Annotated in this window: 19 protein-coding genes and 1 tRNA gene; 10 read left to right on the forward strand and 10 right to left on the reverse strand. The window is 69.0% G+C overall.

What is annotated here, in order from left to right; genetic code table 11:
* Positions 1-96: 96 nt before the first annotated feature.
* Positions 97-2,478 (reverse strand): winged helix-turn-helix domain-containing protein, encoded by a 2,382-nt coding sequence (locus I596_RS00775; protein WP_067642788.1) that lies wholly within the window; start codon positions 2,476-2,478, stop codon positions 97-99.
* Between the two features lie 259 nt (positions 2,479-2,737).
* Between I596_RS00775 and I596_RS00780 the strand changes: the two genes are divergently transcribed.
* From I596_RS00780 to aqpZ, 8 genes are all read left to right on the forward strand, one after another.
* Complete coding sequence (locus tag I596_RS00780; protein ID WP_067642791.1) at positions 2,738-2,995, forward strand: YcgL domain-containing protein; 258 nt, start codon at positions 2,738-2,740, stop codon at positions 2,993-2,995.
* A gap of 46 nt (positions 2,996-3,041) precedes the next feature.
* Positions 3,042-6,386 carry an ankyrin repeat domain-containing protein gene (locus I596_RS00785; protein ID WP_067642794.1) on the forward strand — a complete coding sequence of 1,115 codons (3,345 nt, stop codon included), beginning with the start codon at positions 3,042-3,044 and terminating at the stop codon, positions 6,384-6,386.
* A gap of 51 nt (positions 6,387-6,437) precedes the next feature.
* Positions 6,438-7,154: an outer membrane protein assembly factor BamD gene (locus I596_RS00790; RefSeq protein WP_067642797.1), complete on the forward strand. Its 717-nt coding sequence runs from the start codon at positions 6,438-6,440 to the stop codon at positions 7,152-7,154.
* Positions 7,155-7,202: 48 nt separating this feature from the next.
* Positions 7,203-7,826: a DUF1801 domain-containing protein gene (locus I596_RS00795; protein WP_083965260.1), complete on the forward strand. Its 624-nt coding sequence runs from the start codon at positions 7,203-7,205 to the stop codon at positions 7,824-7,826.
* On the forward strand, positions 7,804-8,382 hold the full coding sequence (locus I596_RS00800; RefSeq protein ID WP_223303889.1) for a DNA-deoxyinosine glycosylase: 579 nt from the start codon (positions 7,804-7,806) through the stop codon (positions 8,380-8,382). The genes I596_RS00795 and I596_RS00800 overlap by 23 nt, the downstream gene beginning before the upstream one ends.
* Before the next feature lie 32 nt (positions 8,383-8,414).
* Entirely contained in the window at positions 8,415-8,969 is a 555-nt protein-coding gene (locus I596_RS00805) for a peroxiredoxin (RefSeq protein ID WP_067642807.1), read from the forward strand.
* A gap of 73 nt (positions 8,970-9,042) precedes the next feature.
* Positions 9,043-9,504 (forward strand): hypothetical protein, encoded by a 462-nt coding sequence (locus I596_RS00810; RefSeq protein ID WP_067642810.1) that lies wholly within the window; start codon positions 9,043-9,045, stop codon positions 9,502-9,504.
* A gap of 189 nt (positions 9,505-9,693) precedes the next feature.
* Complete coding sequence (aqpZ, locus tag I596_RS00815; RefSeq protein WP_223303890.1) at positions 9,694-10,395, forward strand: aquaporin Z; 702 nt, start codon at positions 9,694-9,696, stop codon at positions 10,393-10,395.
* A gap of 150 nt (positions 10,396-10,545) precedes the next feature.
* Here aqpZ and zapE read toward each other — a convergent pair whose 3' ends face one another.
* A complete protein-coding gene (gene zapE, locus I596_RS00820) occupies positions 10,546-11,655 on the reverse strand; it encodes a cell division protein ZapE (protein ID WP_067642813.1) in 1,110 nt (369 codons plus the stop codon).
* Between the two features lie 31 nt (positions 11,656-11,686).
* A complete protein-coding gene (locus I596_RS00825; RefSeq protein WP_067642816.1) occupies positions 11,687-12,367 on the reverse strand; it encodes an alpha/beta hydrolase in 681 nt (226 codons plus the stop codon).
* Between the two features lie 67 nt (positions 12,368-12,434).
* Here I596_RS00825 and I596_RS00830 point away from each other — a divergent pair, with 67 nt between their 5' ends.
* Positions 12,435-13,022 (forward strand): acyl carrier protein phosphodiesterase, encoded by a 588-nt coding sequence (locus I596_RS00830; RefSeq protein WP_067642819.1) that lies wholly within the window; start codon positions 12,435-12,437, stop codon positions 13,020-13,022.
* A 65-nt stretch (positions 13,023-13,087) separates the two neighbouring features.
* Here the strand turns inward: I596_RS00830 and I596_RS00835 are convergent, their stop codons facing one another.
* From I596_RS00835 to I596_RS00850, 4 genes are all read right to left on the reverse strand, one after another.
* Entirely contained in the window at positions 13,088-14,425 is a 1,338-nt protein-coding gene (locus I596_RS00835) for an ammonium transporter (protein ID WP_150131942.1), read from the reverse strand.
* Between the two features lie 19 nt (positions 14,426-14,444).
* A complete protein-coding gene (locus I596_RS00840) occupies positions 14,445-14,783 on the reverse strand; it encodes a P-II family nitrogen regulator (protein WP_067642822.1) in 339 nt (112 codons plus the stop codon).
* 27 nt (positions 14,784-14,810) lie between these two features.
* On the reverse strand, positions 14,811-15,563 hold the full coding sequence (locus I596_RS00845) for a TorF family putative porin (protein WP_067642825.1): 753 nt from the start codon (positions 15,561-15,563) through the stop codon (positions 14,811-14,813).
* 255 nt (positions 15,564-15,818) lie between these two features.
* On the reverse strand, positions 15,819-16,298 hold the full coding sequence (locus tag I596_RS00850) for a c-type cytochrome (RefSeq protein ID WP_067651228.1): 480 nt from the start codon (positions 16,296-16,298) through the stop codon (positions 15,819-15,821).
* A gap of 320 nt (positions 16,299-16,618) precedes the next feature.
* On the opposite strand from I596_RS00850, the gene I596_RS00855 reads away from it, so the two are divergent.
* Positions 16,619-16,695: transfer RNA gene (locus I596_RS00855), tRNA-Arg, on the forward strand.
* An 87-nt stretch (positions 16,696-16,782) separates the two neighbouring features.
* On the opposite strand, the gene I596_RS00860 is transcribed toward I596_RS00855, so the two are convergent.
* The 3 genes from I596_RS00860 to I596_RS00870 form a co-directional block, all read right to left on the reverse strand.
* Positions 16,783-17,882 (reverse strand): IS3 family transposase gene (locus I596_RS00860; RefSeq protein ID WP_150131943.1). Its coding sequence is split into 2 segments (ribosomal slippage): positions 16,783-17,633 and positions 17,633-17,882, totalling 1,101 coding nucleotides; the frame shifts between segments, so codons are not numbered across the junction.
* A gap of 60 nt (positions 17,883-17,942) precedes the next feature.
* The gene (locus I596_RS18885; RefSeq protein ID WP_425478818.1) at positions 17,943-18,143 is read right to left on the reverse strand and encodes a transcriptional regulator domain-containing protein; all 201 of its coding nucleotides are present in this window, start codon (positions 18,141-18,143) and stop codon (positions 17,943-17,945) included.
* A 175-nt stretch (positions 18,144-18,318) separates the two neighbouring features.
* A complete protein-coding gene (locus I596_RS00870; RefSeq protein ID WP_150131944.1) occupies positions 18,319-19,530 on the reverse strand; it encodes a hypothetical protein in 1,212 nt (403 codons plus the stop codon).
* Positions 19,531-19,630 lie beyond the last annotated feature (100 nt).

Below are 19,630 nucleotides of genomic sequence, written 5' to 3' on the forward strand. Positions count from 1 at the left end.
AGCAGTGGTGAACTGGATGCAGCGGTTCGAGCGGGCATTTCGCGTGCGCCGGGATGGGCGTCGCGGGGTCGGGGCTGTCGTGGGGGCGGTCGGGCGTCAGGGCGGATCGAACGGGCGTTCGCCGGCGAGCTGCCGCGCATGGCCCTGTGCGGCGAGCGCCAGGTCCTTGTTGCCGAGCGCCGCATACAGCCGTGCCGCGCTGCGGGCGGCGTCGTAGTTGCGCTCCACGTAGGGCACCAGCCGTCCGAGAACCACCGGCGCCTCCTGCGAGACGCCATGCGCCAGCAGGACATCGGCGAACGCGCAGGCGGCGGCGACCACATCGGAGGGCGACCGGTTGTCGGCCAGTGTCATTGCTTCGGCGAACCGGGCCAGCGCATCGCCGCTTTCATTCGCCGCGGCGATGCGCGCCTGTGCCAATGCCTCGACGAAGGGGCGTCCGTCATCCTGCGGGGCCTGGGGTGCGGCGCGCAGGCGCTGCAGCAGATGGGCGGCGACGGCCGGTTGCCGGTCGCTCAGTGCGGCGTCGATGTAGGTGCCGATCGCCTCCGACAGGTACATTTCGGTGGCGCCGTCACCCTGGCGCTCGATCTCTCCGATGATGGGATCGGCGTCCGCCAGCGCCTGCGCCGGATGCCCCTGGGCGATGAGCTGCTGCGCCTGCAGCACGGCGAACACGGGGCTGCGGCTCTTGCCGTCGGCCTCCAGCAGATTGCGCTGGATCAGCTCGGCAGCTTCGCGCAAGCGGCCGCGATCCAGCATGACCTTGGCGCGGGTCAAGGCCGCGCGCCGCGATTGGGTCGGGTTGCGCAGGTGCTCGGCGAGTTGCGCGATCCGCTCGCTGCTGGCCTGGGCGCCGTCCAGGTCCAGCAGCATGCGCTGGACGTAGGCCAGCCCCTGCAAGGCGATGACGAGGTTGTCGTTGACGCCGAAACGGCCATAGGTGGCCACCGCGCGCTGATAGGCGGCCAAGGCCTCCGGATACCGGTTGCGCAGGACTTCCAGCAGGCCGAGGTTGGTGTCGAGGCTGGCGCCGCCGAGACGATCGCCGGCCAGTTCCAGCTGCACGCGGCCGCGCGCGAAGTCGGACATCGCCTCGTCGAAGCGACGAAAGACGCCACGCGCCACGCCGCGCTCCACGTAGGCCTTGCCGAGCAAGGCCGGTGTGCCGTGCGTCTCGAGCAGGGCGATGGCTTCGCTGTAGAAGTTCTCGGCCGCGGTGAAGTCCTGACGATAGATCGCCGCGACGCCGAGGCCCACCGCGGCCTGCGCCCGGTCTTCCAGCGGAATGCGCGTGTCGGCGCGATCGATCGAGACGAGCAGTTTCTCGGCCCGTTCGGAATCACCGCTGCGGAAGGCGATGCGCGCGGCGCGGATGACGAATGCCGGCTCGTCGCGGAATTCGACCGGGACCGCCTGGGCCAGCGAGCCGGCCTCGGCCAGGTCGCCGGCCAGCACGGCGGCGTCGATGCGCTGCAGGTATTCGGCGGCGGAGGTGGGTGGATCGGCCGCGGACGCCACCGGCAGTCCGTTGGCTTCGACGAAGCGGACGCCGACGCGCGAGAGGGCTTCCAGCGGCGTCTTCGCCTGCGCTTCGTAGCTGCGGATGCCGCGGTCGTGATAGACGTCGAGCACGGCGTTCCAGTTGCTGCCCAGGTGCGAGACGCGCGGCGCGAGGATGTAGCGGGCGCCGGTCATCTGCTCAAACCGGTAGAGGTCGCTTTCGTCGCGCTGATCGGAGGTGCCGTCGCGGCCCAGCAGGGCGACCGTCTGCTCGCTGGGCAGGACCTGCAGGCCGGGTGTGTTGCGCAATCGCGAGGCCAGATAGTCCATCGCACCGAGGCGTACCCAGCTCTCTTCGCCCGGATTGGCGCCCGATACCGGCAGGATCAGGACCAGGGCCCCTTGGGTGGCCGCGGCCGGCGCGGCGGCGGGAGGCGTCGACGGCCGCTGCCAGGCCCACCACGCGATCGCCGCCAGCAGGGCCGCCAGGGCCAGGCTGGCGGGGCCGCTCTTCCATCGCCGGTGCGTCGGCTCGGCCGCGGCCGTCGGTAGAGCCGGGGCCGGGACCGGACTGGCCGGATCGGCCCGATCCACTGGCACGGTTCCGGCCGACGGCGGCTCCGCCGTGTGAGGTGCGGCGGCCTCGGCCGGTGCGATCTCGATCTCGACCGGCTCCTCCCAGTGGTAGCCGAAACGAGGCAGGGTGCGGATGGCGGTCTGGCCGCCGCCGACATCGCCGATCGCCCGCCGCGCGCGCAGCAGGGTCTGTCCGAGCAGCTTGTCGCTGACCTCCGCGCGGCCCCAGACGGCGGCGATCAGCTCGTCGCGGCCGACCGCGCGGTCTCGATGCTCGATGAGATAGGTCAGGCAATCGAATGACTTCAGCGGCAACGGCACGCGTTCGCCCTCGCGCCAGAGCTGGCGCGTGGCTGGATCGAGGCGCAGGTTGCGAAAGCGGAAGATCGGCGATGTCATCGGCCCGAGCGTAGCGCCACGCATCCGTCGTGACCATATGGCCGTCCGCAGCCGCCGCCGGACGGCCCAGTTGCACGACCACGCCAACTCCGGCGGTTACGGCGATCGCCAAGGCGCTGGCCGGCGAATCGGGCGGCCCTGCCCCTGGCCGCGGGGTGGAGCGGCAGCGGGAAACCCGCCGGTCGCGATGCAGATTCAGGCTGGCAGGCTCAGGTGTTCGCGCTATCCTTGCCGGAAGCCAATGCGAGGCGGGGAGTGGATGGATTGTTTCGTCTATAAGAGCGTGCGCAAGAACGACACCTATATCTTCCTGCGCGATGAGGAGGGTTTCGACGTGTTGCCGGCGCCCCTGGCCGAGCAGCTCGGCGAGCTGGCCTTCGTGATCGCGTTGCAGCTCTCGCCGGAGCGCAAGCTGGCGCGCGAGGACGTCAACGTGGTCATGCGCAACCTGCACGAACAGGGCTTTCATCTGCAGTTGCCGTTGCCGGACGACTCCTTCATGATGGGACCGTCATGACATCGGGCGCGTCCGACGCGCACTGCAGACCGCCCACGAGGCTGGCATGTCCGATCCCGTACTGACACTGCTTTCGAGCCTGATCCGCCATCCCGCCACCCTGGTGGTCCTGCTCGCGCTGGACGCCGTCATCATGACCCTCGTCTGCCGCGCGATCGGATTCGGTCGCGAGGCGGGGTTCGCGCGCAGCCTAGCGCGCTCGGGCGTGGTCAGCCTGGTCTTCCTGATCGGTTGCACGGCGGTACTGACGGCGATCATGGCGGTGCCGGTGTGGTGGCTGCTGCACCAGCCGTCGGCGGCCACCGCCCTGGGGTCCTCCCTCGCCGTGCTGGCCGCGCTCTATGTGTTCTGGCGTCTGTGGCCGGCGCTGGCGCTGCCGTTCGAATGGGACGACGCCTACCCGCGAGGCGACGGCGAGTCCTGGCTGTTCGGCGCCTTGCGGCGCAGCATCTCGTTCGCCTGGCACCTGACGCGCGACTTCCGCAGCAACCTGTTCCAGGGCCTGCCACCGGCCGTCGGCATCCTGCTGATCGTCGGCGGGGCCCTGGTCGTGCCGATGGCCGGGGACCGGATCTCCGACGGTACGCGCGTCCTGGCGGGACTGCTGTATGTGGCGGTGGTGGTGCCGTTGGCCTGCCTCGGCGTCGCCAGCGGTTGCATCCGCCTGCTGCTGTCGCGCCGCCGTCGCCGTCGCGACCGTCCCGAGCCGGCGGCGGAAGCGGCCCCGGTCCAGGCACCCTCGCCGTTGCTGCCGGCGGGCATCGCGCGCGCGGAGCTCAACGCGATCCTGTTGAACGCGGCCCGCTCCGGGCAGATCGACTTGGCGCTGGCGGCGATCGAGCACGGTGCCAATCCCGATACCGCGCCGGAGGGCCACGAGCGCGACCAGCGCAGCGTGCTGATGGTCGCGGTCACCCAGCCGGACCTGCGCCTGTTGCGGACGCTGATCGCCCGCGGGGCCGACGTCAATCGCGCACAAGGGGGCCTGACGCCGCTGATCGCGGCGACGCGTGACAGCTATCAGGGGCGTCCGGACGCGGTGATGATGCTGCTGGCCAATGGCGCCGATCCGCGCCTGGCCGATGCGGCCGGCAATACGCCGCTGCACCATGCGGGGCTGTGCGTCGAGCCGGCGGTCGCCGCCCTGCTCGTCGATGCCGGCGCCGACATCAACGCGATCAACCACGAAGGCATGACCGCGCTGTCGATCGCCTGCGCCAACGCCAACTGGGCGATCGTCGGGTTCCTGCTCGAGCGCGGCGCACGCAGTGAGGTCGCCGACGCGCAACCGGCGCTGGTGCAGGCAGCGTCGGTGGCCGACGACGACCCGGCGGGCGTGCGGCTGCTGATCAAGCGCAAGGCGCAGGTCGACGTCCGCGGCACGCTCGACCGCACGGCCCTGCTCACTGCAGGACTGGCCGGCCACGCAATGATCGCCGAGGCGCTGCTGTCCGCCGGTGCCGACCCGAACCTGGCCGACCAGCACGGCACGACCGCGCTGATGGCCGCCGCCCAGGTCGGCGCGGTGCCGGTCGTGCACGCGCTGGGGCGGCGCAAGGTCGATCCGGATCGCGTCGACGTCAACGGTCGCACCGCCCTGGTCCTGGCCTGCGCGTCACGCCATGCCAGCGAAGAATGTGTGCGCGCGCTGCTGGCCCAGGGCGCCGATCGCGAACGCCGCGCCGCCGACGGCCGGCGCGCCCTGGACTATGCCGTGGCGGCGGGACGCTGGCACATCGTGGCCCTGCTCGATCCGGCCTACCCGCTGCCGAGCAGCCTGGTCGGCAGCACACTGCCGATGGAGGCCGCCAGCGCCGAGCACCTGCTCGATGCGCTGCGGTTCGGCCACTGGCCGGTAGTGCAGGAGTTCGCCGGCATGATCGGCGACTGGCCGCAGACGGTCCTGGCCGGCATCTTCCTGGCCCTGCGTGATCCGGAACACCGCGCCGCACGCGATTGGCTGCTCAATCGCGAGCTGGACGTCGATGCGCGCACGGCCGACGGCCGCAGCCTGTTCGACGCCCTGCTCGCCGAACTGCCCGATGCCTACGAGGCCCTCGCCGAGCTGGTGGCGCGTGGCGCCGCGGCAGGCGGCAGCGCGGTGGTCGCGCGCGTGCTCGCGATGGCGCCGCCCGACAAGGCCGGCCTGCCGTTGCGCGCGCTGGCCGCCGAGCTGCTGGCACGGGGCGCCGATGCGTTCGGCCGCGCGGCCGGCGAGCGTACGCCGCTGCACCTGGCGGCATCGCTGGGCGACACCGGCCTGGTCGATGCCTTGCTGGCGCGCGGCGCCGATCCGAATGCGCGCGACGTCGTCGGTCGCACGCCGCTGCACGCGGCGATGAAGCAGGAGGCCGCCGCCGCGGTGCCGCTGCTGCGCAGCCTGATCGCCGCCGGTGCCGATCCGGAAATCGCCTCGACGCACGGCGAGACCGCCCTGGGCCTGGCCCTGGCGCGGCCCGAGCGCGATCTGGCGTACTGGCTGAACTGGACGCGCTGGCACCTGCCCGGCCGCCGGCTGCGCGGCGAGGACCTGCCGGCCGCCGCGGCCCTGGGCGACCTCGATGCCGTCGCACGGATGCTGGCGATGGGCCTGCCGCTGGAAGGTGTCGACGCGCAGGGCGCGACCGCGCTGGTCCGCGCCAGCGGCGCCGGCTATGCGGGCCTGGTCACCTTGTTGCTGGATGCCGGCGCCGATCGTGCGCATCTCACCCATTCGGGTGCCCATGCGTTGTCGGCGGCGGTCAGTGCCCGGCGCGAATCGGTCGTCGCCACGCTGCTCGAGCGTGGCGTTCCGCCGGACCAGCCGCTGCCGGGCGGCGGGACTGCGCTGATGGTCGCTGTCGCGCTGGGATTGCCGAGGATCGCCGAGCTGCTGCTGCACGCCGGCGCCGATGCCAACGCAACCGACGACACCGGGATCGTGCCGCTGCATGCCGCGGCACAGTTCGCCTTCAGCAGCCGCGATACCGCCGTGGCGTATGCGGTGTTCGAGGCGCTGCTGCGCCACGGCGCCCTGCTCGACCGGCGCGACGAGGCCGGTTACGACACCTTGCTGCTGCTGCTCGGCGCGCGTGCCGATCCCGGTACGTCCTGCGACGCCCGGCACCTGGCCCTGATCGCCGGTCAACTGGTCGAACAAGGCGCGCCGCTCGATCGGCAGGACCAGCGTGGCGTCAGCCCGCTGCATGCCTGCGCGATGCACGGGCTGCTCGGCTGCGCGCGCCTGCTCAAGACGCGCGGTGCGCCGCTGGACCTGCCCGATCGGCTGGGGCGCTCGCCGGGCGAGGTCGCCGCCCTGCTCGGCTACGTCGACCTGGCGGCCGAGCTCGGCGTCAACCGGCGTGCGATTCCGAGCGTGCGCCAGACCTTGCGGCGGCAGGTCAGCGACTAGCCCGCCCGGTCGCCGGACCGCCTTCCTCCGTCCATTCGGGTACGCCTGCCAATGATGTTCCGCCTCCGCCGTATTGCTCTCCCGTTGTCGCTCGCCCTGCTCGGTGCCTGCTCCAAGTCCGGCGACGCGCCGCCGCCGGCGGCCCCCGCCGTTCCCCAGGTCAACGCGCAGCTCGCCAAGGAGGTCGCGATGTACGAGGACCTGCTCAAGTCCGGCAGCTACGAGCTCGCCGCGCCGATCGGACAGGACATCGTTAGGCGCTTTCCGGACAGCCCGGCGGCGGCCCAGGTCAAGCAGACGCTGGGCGACACCGAGGCGAAGGCGGAAGCCATCGCCAAGAAGCGCCGGGTGGAGCGGCTCTGGGCCTACCAGACCGGCACGTCCGAGTCGGGCGGCACCCAGAACACCGCGTCGATCTACAGCAGCGGTGGCCGCGACGCCGATCGCATCCGGCTGGTGCTGCGCCGGCATTCGCAGTGGGGCCTGAGCGTCTACCTGTTCGGCAGCGGCAAGGGGTTCGCCTGCCGCAATGTCTGCACCTTGCCGGCACGCATCGACGGCCAGTCGGTGCGGGTCGAGGCCTACCTGCCCGAGACCGGCGAGCCGGCGCTGTTCATCAAGGACGAGAAGGGCTTCGTCGCACGGCTGGAAAAGGCCGGCGTGATCGAGCTGGAAGCCACGTTGAAGGAAGGCGGCAAGCACACGTTCGAGTTCGAAGTGGGCGGCTATGATCCGGCCCGGTTCCCGGAGCTGGCGAAGAAGAAATAGCGTGCATGCCGAGGCGGTGGACCGTCGCGGCCTGCGAGGAGATCGACCATGGTGAAGAGTGCAGCGATGACCGTCGCGCAGTACCTCGACAGCCTGCCGATCGAGCGGCGGCAGGTGGTGGCACCGCTGCGCGACCTGATCCTCCGGCATCTGCCGCCGGGCTATGCCGAGTCGATGAACTGGGGAATGATCAGCTACGAGGTCCCGCTCGCGCGCTATCCGTCCACCTACAACGGACAGCCGCTGGCCTATGCCGCGCTCGCCGCGCAGAAGAACGGCTACTCGCTCTACCTGATGGGTCTCTCGATGAAGCCCGAGCGCGAGCAGGCGCTGCGCGACGCGTTCCGCGCAGCCGGCAAGAAGCTGGACATGGGCAAGGCCTGCGTGCGGTTCGGCCGGCTCGACGACCTGCCGCTCGACGCGATCGCTGCGGCCATCGCCGGTACGCCGGTCCAGGCGTATCTGGCCGACTACGAGGCCAGCCGCCCGGCCGGACCGGCGAAGAAGACCGCCCAGACCGCCGCCACGAAGAAGGCGACCGGCACGGCCGTGAAGGCGGCGCCCTCCAAGACCGTCAAGCCAATCAAGACCGCCAAGACCGCCAAGACCGCCCCGCCGCGGAAGCCGGCCGGCAGCGCCGGAGCCAAGCGTGCCACCGCCGCGCGACGCTGATGCGCCATTGCCGGTGACCCACCGTGTCAGCAGCTTCCCGCCGCAGGTCGGTGCGGGCTGCCGGCTGTTGCTGCTCGGCAGCGTGCCCAGCGTCCGTTCGCTGGCGCTCGGCCAGTCCTACGGGCATCCGCACAACCTGTTCTGGCCGCTGATGGGCGAGATGTTCCAGGCCGGTCCCGAGCTTCCGTACGCCGAGCGCATCCGGCGCCTGCATACCCGGGGCATCGGCATCTGGGACGTGCTGCGCGATTGCGAGCGGCCCGGCAGCCTCGATGCGTCGATCGTCCGCGGCAGCGAGGTGGCCAACGACATCGCCGGCCTGCTGGCGGACCAGCCGACGATCCGGGCGATCGGCCTCAACGGCGGCAAGGCGCAGGAAGCGTTTCGCCGCCATGTGGTGCCGACGCTCGACGCCGCCCGCCTGGCCCGGCTCACCGTGCTGGCGCTGCCTTCCACCAGCCCGGCCAATGCGTCGATGCCGGCGGCCGCCAAGCGCGAGCGCTGGCGCGTGTTGCTGACACAGGTCGATAACACGCCGGCCGATCCGGCGGAGTAAGCTGCGGGCCGGTCCTGAAGGAGTGTCTGGCGATGCGTAGCGTGCTGTTTGCCGTCGTGTGGTGCCTGCTGCTGGTCGTTCCCGCGTTCGCCGCCGAGCCGGCACCGGCCGGCCCGACCGACGGTCAGCCGGCCCCGGCGTTCCGTCTGCAGGACCAGAAGGGAAAGTGGCATACGCTGGACCAGTACCAGGGCCATTGGCTGGTGCTGTACTTCTATCCCAAGGACTTCACGCCGGGCTGCACCAAGCAGGTCTGCGCGTTCCGCGACGACATCGCCCAGTTGCGCAAGGCCGGCGCCGACGTGCTGGGCGTCAGCCTGGACGACGTCAAGTCGCATGCCGAGTTCGCCGAGAAGCACAAGGTGCCGTTCCCGCTGCTGGCGGATGTGGACAAAGCCGCCGCGCGCAGCTACGGCGTGCTCGGCGAGCGGATGGGGCTTTCCTATGCGCGTCGGGAGACCTTCCTGATCGACCCGCACGGCCAGGTCGCACGGCGCTACGTCGACGTCGACCCGGAGCAGAACGTCAAGGACGTGCTGGCCGACCTGGATCGGTTGAAGACCGCCGCGGCGCCGACCGCCGGCTGAAGCCACTGCCAAGTTCCATGCCGTTCAGCCTCGCCGCCCAAAACTGAACATCCCTCACAGGCAGGAGCGGGTCATGGCAACACGTGCATTGATGGCAGGCGCGGCTGCGGTCGCGTTGATGGTGAGTGGACTGATGGTGACGCCGGCGCGCGCGGCGGATCTGGATTGCAAGTTGCGCTTCACGCTGAGCGGCTGGTCCGCCCTGGTCAAGCATGCCGAGGGTACCGGTACGGTCACCTGCGAGAACGGCCAGTCGATGCGGGTCAAGATCGAAGCCAAGGGCGGTGGCCTGACCGTCGGCAAGTACCGGATCGACGATGGGCGCGGCACGTTCTCGGACGTGCGCACGATCAACGACGTCCTCGGCAACTATGCCGAAGGCGAGGCGCAGGCCGGCGCGGTCAAGTCCTCCGCGGCCCAGGTGCTGACCAAGGGCACGGTCTCGCTGGCGCTGGCCGGTACCGGCGAGGGCGTGGGGCTGGGCATCAGCGTCGGTGTCTTCACGATCAGCAAGCTGGGCAAGGGCGGCAAGTAGCCCGCTGCCGACGTTCCCGTGCAACGGCGCCTTCGGGCGCCGTTCTTTTTTCTCCACCGAAGTTTTCAGATGCCTCGGAGAGGAAGGAGTACGATCAGGCCGTCTCGTCAGGGTATCCGGCGGGGAGGGGCGTTCCGCGGCGCCGGCCGCGGAATACGGTGTCTGGACGCACAAAGAGGGAAACAAACCATGTCGATAGGCAAGCGCACGGCGGCCGAGTTCCTCGGCACATTCTGGTTGGTGTTCGGTGGTTGTGGCAGCGCGGTGCTCGCCGCGGCCTTTCCGGAGTTGGGCATCGGGTTCGTCGGCGTCGCGCTGGCGTTCGGCTTGACGGTGCTGACGATGGCCTATGCGGTGGGACACATCTCCGGCGGGCATTTCAATCCGGCGGTTTCGATCGGCCTGCTGGCCGGCGGCCGGTTCGCCGCCCGCGATTTCATCCCGTACGTGATCGCCCAGGTGCTCGGCGCCATCGCCGCCGGCGGCGTGCTGTACCTGATCGCCAGCGGGAAGCCCGGCTTCGATGCGGCGGCGGGTTTCGCTTCCAACGGCTACGGCGCGCTGTCCCCGGGCGGCTATTCGCTGACCGCGGCATTGGTCGCCGAGATCGTGCTGACGGCGTTCTTCGTGCTGATCATCATGGGCGTGACCGACGGCCGTGCGCCGGCGGGCTTCGCGCCGCTCGCGATCGGCCTTGCGCTGACGCTGATCCACCTGATCAGCATTCCGGTCACCAACACCTCGGTCAACCCGGCGCGCAGCACCGGCGTGGCGGTGTTCGCCGGTGGCGGCTACATCACCCAGCTCTGGGCGTTCTGGGTGGCTCCGCTGATCGGCGGCGCGATCGGTGGACTGGTCTATCGCAGCCTGTTCGAAGGCCCGCGGCGCTGAAGATCCGCTGCCGGCGGGCATCGCCCGCCGGCAGCCTCGCCGGTCGCGGTCTGCCGGTCGCGACCGGCGCGTGACACGGCGATACGAGCCGTTGCGGCCCCGCCGCCCGGGCGGGACCTGCGCCGCCGCCGCGGGGGCCTCATCCCGGCGTCAGGCGCGATGCTCGCGGGCGAGGTAGTCCTCGCTCTGCATCTCGATCAGGCGCGACTCGGTCCGTGCGAAGGCGGCGCGCAGCCGCTTGCCGTCGTAGATGTCGATGATCGGCGCCGCCGCCGAAAGCACCAGCTTGACGCCGCGATCGTAGAGCTCGTCCACCAGTTCGACGAAGCGCAGCGCCGCATCCTCGGTCTGCGGCGTGAACTGCGGGACGTTGGATACCAGCAGCGTGTGGTAGCTGCGTGCCAGCTCGATGTAGTCGGCCACGCCGCGCGGGCCTTCGCACAGCGCGGCGAACTCGAACCAGATCACGCCGCCCGCGGCACGCAGCACCGGCACCGGGCGCTCGTTGAGCATCAGCTCGAAGTTCGCGCGTTCCTCGCCATGGGCGACGCGGCGGAACGTGGCCAGCATGCGCCGTTCGGCATCCGGCCCGGGCGGCGTGTGGAACACCGGGGCCTGCTTGAGCGCACGCAGCCGCCAGTCGTGCGGCGAGGCGAGCTCGACCGTTTCGCAGTGCTGCTCGATCAGCGCGATCGCCGGCAGGAAACGATCCCGCTGCAGGCCGTCGCGGTACAGCTCCGCCGGCGGCGTATTGGACGTGGTCACCAGCACCACGCCTTCGGCGAACAGGGCCTTGAGCAGGTTGCCGAGGATCATCGCATCGCCGATGTCGCTGACCAGGAACTCGTCCAGGCACAGCAGCCGCGCCTGCGCCGCGGTCTGCCGCGCGAGCTCGACCAGCGGATCGCTGCGCCCGGCCAGCGCCTTGAGGCCGGCGTGGATCTCCTGCATGAAGCGATGGAAATGGACGCGCCGTTTCGCCGCGATCGGCAGCGTGTCGACGAACAGCTCGGTCAGGAAGGTCTTGCCGCGGCCGACCCGCCCCCACAGGTACAGGCCGCGTACCGGCGCGCGCGCGCCGCGTCCGGTCAGCCGCTGCCACAGCGGCACCGGCCGGTCGGCCTCGACCAGCTCGCGCCAGATGCGGTCCAGCGCCGGCAGGGCGGCCAGCTGGGCCGGGTCTGCTTGCCACCGGCCTTCCGCGACGCCGGCCCGGTAGCGCTCGCCGGGGGTCTGCCGCGCGCTGTCCGCACCACTCATCGCGTGGCGCTCCCGAAGCGGGCCGCGCCCCTCATGCCGGCGGCGGCAGGTGCGGCTGCAGCGCGTTCTTCAGCAGGCCGCGCAGATCCATCAGCCGGCGATGGAAGAAATGGCCGGTTTCGGGCATGCGCACCAGGTGCGGGGGCTGCTTGAGCGTCTCGATCCAGGCGAACACGGCCGCCGGGTCGACGACCTCGTCCTCCTCGCCCTGCACGACCAGCCAGGGACAGGCGGGCAGCTCGATCGGGTCGAAATCCCAGCGGCCCACCGGCGGCGCCACGGTGACCAGCGCCGCGGCATCCAGGCGCCGCGCATTGCGCAAGGCCACGTAGCTGCCGAACGAGAACCCGGCCAGCCAGACCGCGTCGCTCGGCCGGACCCGGCGCACCCAGTCGACGATCGCCGCCAGGTCGTCCGATTCGCCGTTGCCCTCGTCGAAGGTGCCGGCGGAAGCGCCGACCCCGCGAAAATTGAAGCGGACCGTCGCCAGGCCCAGCTCGCGCAGCGCGCGCTCGAGGATCGTCACGACCTTGTTGTGCATCGTGCCGCCCTGCAGCGGGTGCGGATGGCAGATCACGGCGGTGCCGGCGCGCGCCACGTCCGGCTCGGGCAGGGCGCAGGCCAGCTCGATCGGGCCGACGGGACCGGGCAGCAGCAGGTCGGATGCCGCATCCGGGAACGACGCGGGTGCAGGGGCGGGCGAAGTGCTCATGAGGGCTGGATAATACGGGATGCGGCGCCCAGATCGGTGCGCGGGTTCCTTCGCCGGTCGTCCTGTCATGAACCATCTCGCCCACGCCCTGCTCGCCGGTACCGATCCACAGCGCGTGCTCGGCAGCCTCATGGGTGATTTCGTGCGCGGCGCGATCGATCCCGCCCTGCCGGAGCCGGTCGGCGAAGGCATCGCCCAGCACCGTGCGATCGACCGCTACACCGACGCTCATCCGCAGGTCGTCGCCGCGCGCGCGCTGTTCGCGCCGCCGTTCCGGCGCTATGCCGGAATCCTGATCGACATCTGGTTCGACCACCTGCTGGCCGGCGACTTCGCGCGCTGGTCGGCCGAGCCGCTGCCGGACTTCAACGCGCGCATCCATCGCGTGCTGGCGGCCGGCGGCACGCACCTGCCGGAGGGCCTGCAGCGCTTCGCGCACTACCTGCGCCGCAACGACCTGCCGCTGCGCTATCGCGAACGGCCGATGATCGCGCAGGTGCTCGCCGGTGTCGGCAGCCGGCTGCGCCGCGACAATCCGCTGGCCGCCGGCCTCGACGCGATCGCACCGATCGAGCCGCAGCTGCAGGCCGCATTCGAGGCGTTCTTTCCGGACCTGATGACCTTCGCGCGCCAGCCGCGCCGGTGGCGGAGCTGACACGCCACGGCGGAACAAGAAGGTGGCGGGTGCCGCTCCCGGCACCCGCCACCGACTCCCCGTACTCAGCTTTCGTAGGCGGACTCGCCGTGACAGGTGATGTCCAGGCCTTCGCGTTCTTCCTCTTCGCTGACGCGCAGGCCGAAGACCAGCTTGGCGATCAGGAACGAGACCGCCGAGACGATGCCGATCCAGACGATCGTGACGACCACGCCCAGCGCCTGGATGCCGACCTGTGCCCCGATCGCGTAGTCCTCGCCGCCGGTGCCGCCGAGTGACGGCGCGGCGAACACGCCGGTCAGGATCGCGCCGACGATGCCGCCGATGCCGTGCACGCCGAACACGTCCAGGCTGTCGTCGGCGCCGAGCAGGCGCTTGAGGCCGGTGACGCCCCAGACGCAGATCATGCCGGCCGCCAGGCCGATCACGATCGCGCCGAACGGGCCGACCAGGCCCGCCGCCGGCGTGATGCCGACCAGGCCGGCGACCGCGCCCGAGGCGGCGCCGAGCGCCGACGGCTTGCCCTTGGTGATGCCCTCGACCAGCGACCAGGCCAGGACCGCCGCCGCCGTCGCGAACAGGGTGTTGATGAAGGCCAGGGCCGCGCCCGCCGTGGCTTCCAGGTTGGAGCCGGCGTTGAAGCCGAACCAGCCGACCCACAGCAGCGAGGCGCCGACCATCGTGAAGGTCACGTTGTGCGGCTTGATCGCCTCGCGGCCGAAGCCGGTGCGCTTGCCGACCAGGTACGCGCCGACCAGGCCGGCGACGCCGGCATTGATGTGCACCACCGTGCCGCCGGCGAAGTCCAGCGCACCCTTCTCGAACAGGTAGCCTCCGGCCGCCCAGACCATGTGCGCCATCGGCAGGTAGCCGAACGTGAACCACAGGACCGAGAACAGCAGGGCCGCCGAGAACTTGATGCGTTCGGCGAACGCACCGACGATCAGTGCGCCGGTGATGCCGGCGAACGTCGACTGGAACGCGACGAACACGTACTCGGGCAGCTTGACGTTGTCGGTGAAGGTGTCGGCCAGCGACTGCAGCGTCACGCCGGACAGGAACACCTTGTCGAACGTGCCGATGAATGCGCCACCGCCGGCGAACGCCAGGCTGTAGCCGTAGACCGCCCACAGGATCACCAGCAGCGAGAACACGGTCAGTACCTGCATCAGCACCGAAAGCACGTTCTTGGCGCGCACCATGCCGCCGTAGAACAGCGCCAGGCCCGGCACCGTCATCAGCAGCACCAGCAAGGTGGAGGTCAGCATCCAGGCGACGTCGCCCTTGTCGACCACGGGCGTGGTTTCCTGGGCGCAGGCGAGGGAGGAGGCGCCGGCGAGGGCGAGCAGGGCCGCGCCGGCGAGGGGACGGTGCTTCCACCGTGTCGAGAGTCGATCGTTCATGGCTTCCTCGCGATGGATGTCAGAGGGCATCCGCGCCGACTTCGCCGGTGCGGATTCGGATGGCCTGCTCGATGGCAGTGACGAAGATCTTGCCGTCGCCGGTCTTGCCGGTCGCGGCGGCCGCCTGGATCGCTTCCAGGACGGGCTCGACCCGGTCGTCGGTGACGACCGTCTCGATCTTGATCTTCGGCAGGAAGTCGACCACGTACTCGGCGCCGCGGTAGAGCTCGGTATGGCCTTTCTGCCGGCCGAAGCCCTTGACCTCGGTCACGGTGATGCCCGATACGCCGGCTTGCGACAGCGCTTCGCGGACCTCGTCCAGCTTGAACGGTCGAACGATGGCGGTAATCAGCTTCATGGATGTCTCCGGTGTCGTGGCATGGCTTCAGAACGACTTGGTCAGCGTGAGCACGCCGGTCTGCTTGCCCAGGTACTTTCCGTAGGCGTTGGTGTAGTAGTCCTTGTCCGCGTTGGTATCGACATACGCCGCCGCCAGCGAGAAGCCGTGGCCGAAGTCGTAGCCGATGCCGATCTTCCAGTCGGTGTAGTCCGCGCCGCGGGTGCCGTCGATCGTCTGCCGGCCGACATGGGCGTCCAGCGTCCAGACCTCCGCGAACGGCAGGCTGTAGTTGAGCTCGATGTAGTCGCTGTGCTTGGAGTCGGCCCAGCCGAAGGTGTTGGTCAGCGCGTAGGAGTACTTGAGCGTCAGGTCGGTCCAGCTGATCGCGGCATAGACCTCGGTGGTGTTCGGGCTGACGAAGCCGTCCGGGTAGCGGCCCGGGTAGAAATAGCGCAGCACGCCGACGTCGTAGCCGAAGTCGCTGTCGCCGAAACTGCTGGAAAACCCCGCGTAGGCGTCGAGCTCGACGCTGCTAGACACCTCGTCCGCCGCGTCGGACAGCCAGCTGACATTGCTTCCCCAGACGCCCGCGTAGAAGCCGCTGGCATGGTCGTACTGCACGCCGCCCTGCAGCGCCGGCTTGCGATTGGTCTGGGTCGTGCCGCGGAAGATGTAGTCACTGGTCAGTGCGAACGAGCCGCTGACCGGGAACGCATCGTCTTCCTGGGCCTGGGCCGAAACGGCCATGCAACACGCCAGCGGAACGGACGAGCAGAACGCGAGAAGTCGCTTTTTCATGGACAGGCCTCTTGCTGTGTGCGGACGAGGGTCAAGCCCTCTCGGCTCAGCAAGCGCTATGCCATGCATGTTGCGGCGCATCACGCGCCATTTATCAAGGATTTACATCGACGGACGGGCCGGATTCGGCAGCGGCGCGCACCAGCGTGGTGCGCTGCGCAAACGGCCTTGCACAAGCGAAGGGCGGCGAAATCCGTGCCGGGAAAACGAAAACGCCGCCCGCAGGCGGCGTTCTACGGTGGCGCCGGGAGCGCGCTACTTGACCTGTTCGATCATCCACTCGACCGTGGCGCGGACCTGCTCGTCGGTCAGGGCCGGATTGCCGCCGCGCGCCGGCATCATGCCGCTGCTGCCGGTATAGCCTTCGATCGCGTGCTTGACCAGCGTATCGACCCCCTCGGCCAGTCGAGGACCCCAATGCGCCTTGTCCGTCAGCTTCGGCGCGCCACCGGCACCGGTGCCGTGGCAGCTCTGGCAGAGGTTGCCGAAGATCACGCTGCCGTCGGTGGTACCGCCGTAGGCCACCTGGGACGCCGCCGCCTTGGCGGCGGCCTCCTGCGCGGCCAGCATCGCCGCCCGGCCGGTGTCACCGGCATAGACGGCGCCGACCGGTGCCAGGCGTGCCTGGACGATCTTGGCGTGCTCGGTATTGGCCGGCGAAGGATTGCCGGCATAGATGTGCAGGGCCAGGGCGATCAGGCCGATGGCGACGACCACCAGGAAGCCGATCAGCATCGAGAAATGCTTGAGGAAGGCCAGGTCGGTCTTGTTTACGGGATTGCTCACGAATCCACCTCGGTGGCGGGTAGCTTAAGCGGCTGCCGGCAACGGCCCGCATGACGATACAACCGGGAGCGACCCCCGCCCGGATCATTCAGCAGGCCAAAAAAGGACGCGGAAGTATAGCCAGCCTACCCTTGCCACGAAAGGGCGCGAAGGTCGCAGGCGCATGGATCAATCCCGCGCGACACGCTATGATCGCTACCCCGCGGCGACTCCGGTCGCCCAGGCGACGTGCCTGTACGGCAACATTCCGCGTCGCCGCCCGCAACAACGCGCCCGTAGCTCAGCCGGATAGAGTAGTGGCTTCCGAAGCCATTGGTCGGGGGTTCGAATCCCTCCGGGCGCGCCAATTTCCGCGGTTTCCCTTCACGTGTTGATGTTGTAGGCATAAATTGTCCTGCCGGACAGGTGACCTGCGTACGGATCTTGTAGCCAGTCAGGTGGTGAGTCCAGATTGAATGGTATCGGGTTCGTGCCACGCTTGGCGGATGCTGGCCGGGGTCTTGTAGCGATGCGCACTGTGCGGTCGCTGCTCGTTGTAGAACTTCCGCCAGCGCTCGATCAGCACCTTCGCTTCGGTACGGCTGCGGAACCATTCGCGGTTGAGCAACTCGTCGCGCAGCTTGCCGTTGAAGCTTTCGACGAAACCGTTCTGCCATGGGCTGCCCGGTGCGATGAAGGCAGGGCCGATCGCTGCGTCGCGTAGCCAGCGCATCACCTTGGCCGAGGCGAACTCGGCGCCGTTGTCCGAACGCAAGAACGCCGGCTTTCCGTAGAGCCGCATCAGCCGAGACAGCGTCAGGATCACGTCCTGTGCCCGCAAGCTCGCCCCGACCTCGATCGCCAAGCACTCACGGGTGTACTCGTCTATCACGCACAGCAGCTTCAACGCGCGGCCGTCGACCATCTGGTCGTGCACGAAGTCGTAGCTCCAGACAGCGTTGGGTCGCACGGCACCCGGTAGCCGAATGTCGCTGCCCGAACGTCGACGACGCGGCCGGCGCCGCGGAATGTTCAGACCCAGCGCGCGCCATTGCCGACGCACGCGAGCCTCGCCGAGAGCCAGCCACGCCGCCATCCGCCGATATCCGAACCGCGGGACCTGCGGCGAGGCCGCCAGCAGCTTCTCGGCCACGGCCCGGTCCTTCTCAGGCTGCGTCAGTTCGTAGCTGCTGATGCGCCGGCTCAGGCCCAGATACCGGCACGCCTTGCGTTGCGAAACTCCCCGACGGACCAGCACCTGGGCCGACTCGCGCCGCGCCGACGGGGTCGTCATTTTTTTCCGACGATTTCCTTCATTCCGTCGATCACCAGCATCTGTTCGGCGACCAGGCGCTTCAGACGGCTGTTTTCGGACTCGAGGTCCTTGAGACGCCGCGCGTCCGGCACGTCCATCCCGCCGAACTTGTTGCGCCAGCGGAAGAACGTCTGCTCGGTCAGGTTGTGCCTCTTGCACAGCGCCTTGATCGACATCACGCCGGCCTCGGCCTCGCGCAGGAGGCCAATGATCTGCTCGTCGGTAAAACGCTTCTTCATGAGTTCTCCTTGCCTGTTGAGGGTAGAGAACTCACCAGCCGGATGGCTACACGATTCGTCTCAGGTCAGCTGCAACCGCGATGCGGAGGGCAACGTTTGCCACTCGCGTCGATAGCCCGAGTTGCGACGTAGGTACTCCCAAGCGAGCGCAGGCGGTCCTAACCGCAGGACGTAGAGATAGGCAGCGGAAGTCTCCCAGGGCGAGCAATCGTATTTTACGAGTATTTCAGCGTGCGTACGTCGAGACGCGTAATACGACAGTCAGACTCGATCAATGAAAGTACTGTGGACATTGATCGCAGGCACGCGTGTACTCCTAAGCAACGCGCTTGCTGATGCACCCTCGAAGTCCGCACGCCAACAACTGCACCGCTAAACGGCTTAACTCTGCGCACCGACATGACCTTCCTTTTCCATCACACGCAGGTCGCTCCAGCTACTGGAGGTCGAATCCATCTTCGAATATCGGCTCACTCGCAGCCTGTCCGACTAGCCAGAAGACGGCTCCGTAGGCGGTCTGCCACGGAAGCCAATCCTCGAGACCGCAGGCAGGCGGCGACAGCGGCGTCCAGTCGAAACATCCGGGATAGCCTGAACCGCCACCAGGCTGCCGCCAGACAGGCGGGTTGAGATGGACCGGCGGCGGTTCGTCCGGCTCCAACACGTACTGAAGACCCCATCCGAATGCATACGCTGGCGAGTAGGCCTCAGCCCGAAATCTCGCTTGCAGCCAATAGTGGCCCGGCGGCAGCGTGCAAGGCGGCGTCAACACGGTTTCGATACGGTTTTCGTCTTGCGGCGGCTCCCAGTACGCGACCGAAAGCGTGGACTCCGGACACAACGGTTCAGTCCCCGGCAGCCCGCCCATGTCCGCCAGGAAGATAAATTCGATTGCGGGGAGCGAAGGCGGGGAGTAGAGCGACTTCGCCTCGATGCCGACTTTCTGGATGACCCACCCGGCGCCCTCGACCAGAAAGTCTTCCGCCATGTCCGACGTGTATTCCGGTGTCTTCGGGTAGGCCGTGGCAACCCTGAGCCAGAAGGACGGCATCGCCTCCCAGTCGTGCGGCTGCGCGTAGAGGATGTGATCGTCTCCGCCTACGCCGTTGAGCGGAAGCGTCGTCTCCACGCCCTCGGCGCTGACCGCGGTCAGTGTGCCCGACGTTGGCCCCGGTGTCGTCGGCGCGAACTTGATGCGGACGGAACACGAAGCGCCCGGCTCCAGGGACTCGAATCCCTCGCAGGATCCGAACTGGTGCATCAACGGGAACGTCGGATCCGACTCGAAATGAAGCAGTGTCGCCGGAACGGAATCGCTGTCGTTGATCAGCACCGCCGTCAACAACCGGCCGCTCGACCCCGTATCCACGACGCCGAAGTCCATGTTCGCCTGTTCGAAGCGAAGCTCCGGAACTCCGCCGCGCGGACGTGCAGTCGCTGTGGCGTGGAATGGAATGCTCGGAGTGGAGGCCGCTTCCGGCGCCACCGCGCACGCGGTCGACGTGCAGGCCCGCATTTCCGCGACGGCACCGGCACCGGGAGCATATCCGGCTATGAGCAGCAAGCAGAGGGCCAGGAGCCGCTGGGCTCCGGAGGCGCCGGAAGTCAGTACGGATGCGTATGTGTTCGGGATGAAGCGGTTGTGCACGAGACTCCCCTTTTGGTCGGACGGAACAGCCGGAGAGCGTCAACGAAACGAAGCGGGGTCGTATTCGCGTTCACTCATCGAACACTCCATGAACGCTATC

Origin of the sequence: Dokdonella koreensis DS-123 (genome assembly GCF_001632775.1) — a bacterium.
GTDB lineage: Bacteria > Pseudomonadota > Gammaproteobacteria > Xanthomonadales > Rhodanobacteraceae > Dokdonella > Dokdonella koreensis.